Below are 5827 nucleotides of genomic sequence, written 5' to 3'. Positions count from 1 at the left end.
ATAAATACTTTAGTCCTCAAAATGGTGAAAAACAAAAGCGACTATATGCAGAAGAAATGGAAGATCTAAAAATCCAAGAATTGCATACGGCTTTTACAAAAAAAATTGAGACCGAAGCGCAGCAAGAGTTTTCCCAAAAAAGAGCAATACAGCTCGAAAACGACCGAAAAGATCGTGAATCTAGAGAACAGCAGTTACGTAAAGAACGAGAGCAACAAGAACAACGCTATGCACAAGAACGAGAGCAACAAGAACATTTGGCATTTTTAAGACGCCAAGAACAAGAAAAACAGCAGAGAAATGAGCCTAAAAAGCCAGAAAATGACAATAACCATGACTACACGCCTTAGCAATCCCATTTAAGCGCAAAAAAACGTGGGTTTTAGCGACTTTTGATAGAAATACAGTAAAACTATAGTTGATAAAAATAAAATCGCTTAAAACGCAAATGAGAGCCTTTTAGCGAGTGTCTACGAGTGACACAACGAAAGGTTGCTTATTCCCCCTCTGAAAAACCGTTTTTTATTGAATTACTGGGGACAGTGATTAGCGAGTGTCTACGAGCGAAGTATTGATGCTTTTGCTCGTCAAAAAGCATGAGCATAGCGAATGCATTATTCATGTTTTGCTTTTTGAATCCTTGATCATATATGCAAAAAACTGCCCCCACGAAGCGAGTGAAACGAGCTTCAATAGAGTACGAGCTTTAGCGAGTACCAAGGGCAGTTTTAATAACTCACTTTGGAAATAAATTCCCTTTTATTCTTTTAAAAAGCTTTTAAAAGCTTTTAGACCCTCTGAAAACCTTATGCAGCAATAGTTTCAAGCGTTAAAAGGGTACAAATAGCATGATAAAGGGTACAAATAGCATGATTTTATCGTTTAAAAGGGTACAAATAGCATGATTAAAGGGTACAAATAGCATGATAAAGGGTACAAATAAATTATTGTACCCTTATGTTTATTGGTGTACATTGTTTTCTCATAAGGGTACAAAAATCATGTTCATTTTTTATAAGGTTTGATATCTGAATGAATAAAGAAAATAGTTATGATAAATCTTATCCAGTAACAACAATGGCTATTCAAAACAAAGTTACTGAATGCTTTAAAAGCATGTCTGTAGATGAAAAAAGAATTTTAATTATGGCTTCTCCGATTGCTAGAAATGTCGATGCAAGTGAACAAGATCAAATCTTAATATCTGCTCAACAATTTGCTGATGACTGTGGTATCAAAGTCAATTCTGCTTATAAACAAATTGAAAATGCGTCAAAAAAACTAGTAGATCGGTCCTTTTCATACGTTAATGATAGGGGGAAAAAGGTCTACTCTAACTGGGTAATTGATGCTACTTATGAAGATGCAGGGATATCTTTAAGGTTTACATCTATTGTTTTGGTGATGTTGAAAATTTTAGATAAATACAATCCATACACTCGTTATAAAAAAGATGTAGTTCTAAAATTAAAAAAAGACTACTCAATAGACTTTTACCATTTAGCGAAAAAAAATCAGGCAAAAAATGGCTTTGAATTAACGCTAGATGAAATGTTTACAGAGTTTGGTTTACCAGAATCTTATAGAGATTTGAGGAACTTAAAACGAAGAGTTTTGAAGAGCTCATTAGATGAAATTAATGAATTTACCGATGTAACAGTTGACTATAGTCCAGTTAAAAAAGGACGTTCTGTTGTCGGCTTTAAGTTCACTGTGAAAGAAAAATCTAAGCCAAAATTAATAGCTCCTGAGCGAGATCCAAAAACAATAGATATGTTCTGCAACCTGTCTGATGCTCAAATTAACAAGTACAGTGCTATTTTATCTAAACTTTCTGAGCTATCAGACCTAAGTAACTTCCAGGACTATCCTAGTTTTGCCCTTTGGATTAGTGGCATCTTACGAGATCCGAAAAGTGTAAGAGAGGAAACAGCAAAGCGGATTTTTAAAGCTCTTCATAGCAAGACGGATTTTAAACCATGAAAACTAGAGCTGAATTAGATGCAATGAGCCATCAAGAACTCAAAGACTATGAGCAAATTTTACTTGCTCTGTGGACACCAAGAATGGCTATTGAAAGTGACATTGAAAGGTTAAGCACTAATCGCAACGAATTATTAGAAATTTTTAATCAATTAAAAAATCCTGATGCTCCTGAAAATGAGCGTTTAAAAAATTCTATTTTATCGCTCAAATATAAGATTAAAGATTTAGAAGATAAATTGGATGATCTTATTCAAGATAATCGCTTAAATCGTGCAGATTGAATTATTCAGTTTATTTAATTAAAACCGTGAAACATTGATCAAAGAATAGGCGTGGAACGTGAAAAATCATAAAAAAAGCCCAATCGGGCGTGATTGGGCTATAAACTAGAAACTACAGCATTGATTTCTATAGATAATTATAACGCATTTCGTATAAGGTGTATTATGTTAATTTTAGATATTATTAAGAGTAACACTAACTTTGAGGCTTGGTTAATTCATTTAATCTACTTAAAGCAGGACCATAACTAGGCGCTCTTCTATACCAAAAAATTGCTTTTTGGATATCTTTCTCAGTTCCACAACCATCTTCGTATCTTGTTCCAACTAGATAATTAGCTTCTTGATATCCCTTCTCTGCTACTTTTTCTAGCCAATATAATGATTTCACATAATCTTGTTCAGGGTAAATACCATAGCTATACATATTACTTAGCATCTTTTGGGACTCTATTAAATTTTTTTCCGCATTCGTCACAAGAGTTTTATATAAATATTCTAAAAATTTAATTTGGTGATCTTTACTATCAAAAAAGATGGCATCTTGTGTTGAGGTTAAAGATAACAATAAGTTATATGCTGCCATATGATAACTATTAAGAGCTTCAACATACCAATAAGCACTTTTTTGACAACTTTCATCTGTTGAATCAAGATTCTTATAGTAGTTAGCAAGAATATACTGTGCTTCATTTTTTAAATTATAAGTGTCTGTTCCACAATCTATATCTTTTACATTAGTGGCAGCTTTCAAGTACCAATACAGAGATTTCTCAATATTTTTCTCAACTTTCATACCGCTAAAATACATTTCGCCTAACAAAAATTGAGAGAATAGCGATTCTGAATTTGCTTTTTCAGTCAGACTCGCTACAAATTTATTAGCATCATGAGCCGTAAGTTTGTGCTCAATAAAATACTGAAAGAAAGATAATATATTTTGTTGAGGAATTTCACTTTTATAGGAATTACAAAGACTTGAAAATATTTCCAAGGATTTATCGTAATTAATTGGAATAGCTTCTCCTAAACAATACATTGAAGCTAATCGAGCTTTTGCTTCTTTATGACCTTGTACGGCAGCCAAACTATAGAATTGAAATGCTTTTTTAGGATCCTTATTTTTTCCTGTATTGTACTGTTCTCCTAATCTAAAGTTAGTGTATTTATCATTTTTAGAATTCTCAGTAGATCCTTTAGTATTAAGTGAATAGGTCCATTTCCAAATGATATAAATGACTATTCCTATTACAGCTCCCCAAATTAAAATCAAAATTATCCCCTATTTTTTAAACGTTATAGCAATCATTTAAATAACAAATTATATAGCTTTCTAAATGGCCTTTATTCCCTTTATAAACCTGAAAACTTTCATTTTTTAGTAATAAAAAGAAGCTTTTCCAATTTTTAGATTCTTCAATAGCAGTACTACACTGAGGATCAATATCACGAACAAGATCTAATAGACTTAGCAGCAATATTCGTAGACTTTTGATCATTTGATTTACATTTCTTGGATAAAAGTCAGCATGACCCACAACTGGCTCAGGTATTCGCATAATACTATCGTGATGACCAATACGATTTCTAAATGATTTAATTCTATTTAAGGTTTCTAAAATATTCTTTAAATGGTTTAAGTCAAAACCTTTCGTTGAGTGTGGAAATATTTCTCTTAGATATGGTGTTACTAAGCTCCCTTGTCTCAACCATTCCAAACGTTTTAGAAGGCTAACCCAAAAGCCAAAACTCACTGATGCAACTAAATCATCATGAGTGAAAGAAGTTCTTCCCTTTTCAATATATTCACAAATGATTTTTATAAAATTTTGTCTATCTTTTTTACTCAATTGAAACGATGAGTGTAGATTATAATTTCTAGCATCAGGATAAAAATCATTTCCCGCTTGCTGGGCAATTGCCATATCTCGTTGAAGCTGACTTATTAAATTTGCTTGTTGGTGGCTGCCTACAATCCAATCATCCTGATTTGGATAACAGTTTAAAGAAGCCATTGCTCGATGAATTTTGCTACGAAATATGACTTCAAAATCACATAAAATCAGAAATGCTTCTGCAGCTAAATCCTGATGCCACTGATAGACTCCCTGAATATCACTTTCAGAATTGACATTAAAAAAAGTTTGATAGGTCTGTTTTCTAGGTATTGGAATAAGTAATGACATTAAGGTAAATGATTGCATTCAATTCGAAATTGCGTTAAATTGTACACGTTAAGTCTTATTAATTACGGTTGATAGGACAAAAAAATTGAGTAAAAAGCCCGCTTAATAGTGGGCTTTTTGCTGTCTGTAGGTATGCCTTTAGCATAAAATCTCTTATGCGAAATTTAGGTGTTATTCCATATAACGCCATTAAAAAGATCTTTATCTTTCTGCCTATTTTCTTCAGTCTTACTTTCCGTGCTTAAAAACTTTTCAAAATCGGTTAGTTGACCCTTAAAAGATTCATCATTTTTCAGTTTGTTTAGAACCCAAGCTCCCAGTAGAATTTTACGTCTAGTATCATCTTTTCTTTGTCGATCAGAATTTTTCTTTTTTTCACGAGCAGCAATAGCTTGTTTTTGTGCTTTTAGTTGTCTTAATCGTTCTTCTTGCTTTGCAATTTTTTGCTCTAAAGTTTCAACACTCATACCATCACCATCTCAAGGAATCCCCCTCAAGCATAGGTCTGTTTGAATTGAAATTCAAGACAGCCCATGCTATCGTGGTTTTCCCGAAGGGCGCACTTAGCCATTGGATTTCATCCAATGGTGCGACAAGGGGTAAATCCCCTTTGTAATCCCCAGACCAACATATTCATGTTGGTAATTTCGATAAATCGAAATAAAGAGCAAAAGCAAAATGGCGATATATCATTTTTCAGTTAAAACGATTAGTAGAGGTAATGGACGATCAGCCGTTGCTTGTGCTGCATATCGTTCAGGTGAAAAATTGGTATGCAATTTCTATGGAAAAGAACAAGACTACACAAAAAAAACTGGTGTCGAATTTACAGAAATCTATGCGCCCGAAAATACAAATACCGAGTTACTCAATCGTCAGACACTTTGGAACAAAGTCGAAAAAGCCGAACGAAGAAAAGATGCATTACTTGCAAGAGAATTTGAAATTGCATTTCCAGGTGAATTAAACGCTGAACAGCGTAAAAATATGCTCAATGAACTTTGCCAAAACCTCGTTAAAAAATATGGTGTCATCGTTGACGCTGCTATTCATGCACCGCATACAGACAGTGGAAGTGATGAACGCAACTACCATGCACACATCATGTTCACCACCCGAAGTATTAATGAGCATGGTGACTTTTCAGCAAAAAAATATAGGGACTTCAGTCGTGACAATGGCACAGAAACTGTAAGCCACTGGAGAGAATCATTTGCAGAATTATGCAATCACCACCTGAAACAAAATGGATTTGATGAACGTGTCGATCACAGAAGTTATGAAGACCAGGAAAGTGACCTAGAAGCAACTCAGCACGAAGGTCCTCAAGCGACATACCTCCGGAGACGAGGAATATTTACAGAAATTAGTCTG

The 5827-nt window shown here is 33.8% G+C and carries 6 protein-coding genes and 1 pseudogene; 4 read left to right on the top strand and 3 right to left on the bottom strand.

The window, feature by feature from the left end:
• The 3 genes and pseudogenes from G5T77_RS01280 to G5T77_RS01270 all read left to right on the top strand — a co-directional run.
• Positions 1–350, top strand: a pseudogene (locus G5T77_RS01280) (mobilization protein (MobL-like)); the annotation flags it as partial.
• Between the two features lie 682 nt (positions 351–1032).
• The gene (locus G5T77_RS01275; protein WP_001031297.1) at positions 1033–1983 is read left to right on the top strand and encodes a replication initiation protein; all 951 of its coding nucleotides are present in this window, start codon (positions 1033–1035) and stop codon (positions 1981–1983) included.
• Complete coding sequence (locus tag G5T77_RS01270) at positions 1980–2267, top strand: hypothetical protein (RefSeq protein WP_166135285.1); 288 nt, start codon at positions 1980–1982, stop codon at positions 2265–2267. Before G5T77_RS01275 ends, G5T77_RS01270 begins: the two co-directional genes overlap by 4 nt.
• A gap of 196 nt (positions 2268–2463) precedes the next feature.
• Here the strand turns inward: G5T77_RS01270 and G5T77_RS01265 are convergent, their stop codons facing one another.
• The 3 genes from G5T77_RS01265 to G5T77_RS01255 form a co-directional block, all read right to left on the bottom strand.
• Positions 2464–3540 carry a tetratricopeptide repeat protein gene (locus tag G5T77_RS01265; RefSeq protein ID WP_166135288.1) on the bottom strand — a complete coding sequence of 359 codons (1077 nt, stop codon included), beginning with the start codon at positions 3538–3540 and terminating at the stop codon, positions 2464–2466.
• A gap of 16 nt (positions 3541–3556) precedes the next feature.
• Positions 3557–4453, bottom strand: coding sequence for an Abi family protein (locus G5T77_RS01260; protein ID WP_240904191.1), 897 nt, complete (start codon positions 4451–4453; stop codon positions 3557–3559).
• Positions 4454–4617: 164 nt separating this feature from the next.
• Positions 4618–4920 (bottom strand): hypothetical protein, encoded by a 303-nt coding sequence (locus G5T77_RS01255; protein WP_000110201.1) that lies wholly within the window; start codon positions 4918–4920, stop codon positions 4618–4620.
• A 211-nt stretch (positions 4921–5131) separates the two neighbouring features.
• Here G5T77_RS01255 and mobQ point away from each other — a divergent pair.
• Positions 5132–5827, top strand: a 696-nt coding sequence (gene mobQ / locus G5T77_RS01250) for a MobQ family relaxase (protein ID WP_166236172.1), incomplete at its 3' end; no start/stop codon positions are given.

It is taken from the genome of Acinetobacter sp. GFQ9D191M (assembly GCF_011174875.1).
Lineage (GTDB): Bacteria > Pseudomonadota > Gammaproteobacteria > Pseudomonadales > Moraxellaceae > Acinetobacter.
This window is presented reverse-complemented; position numbering and strand designations above follow the sequence as displayed.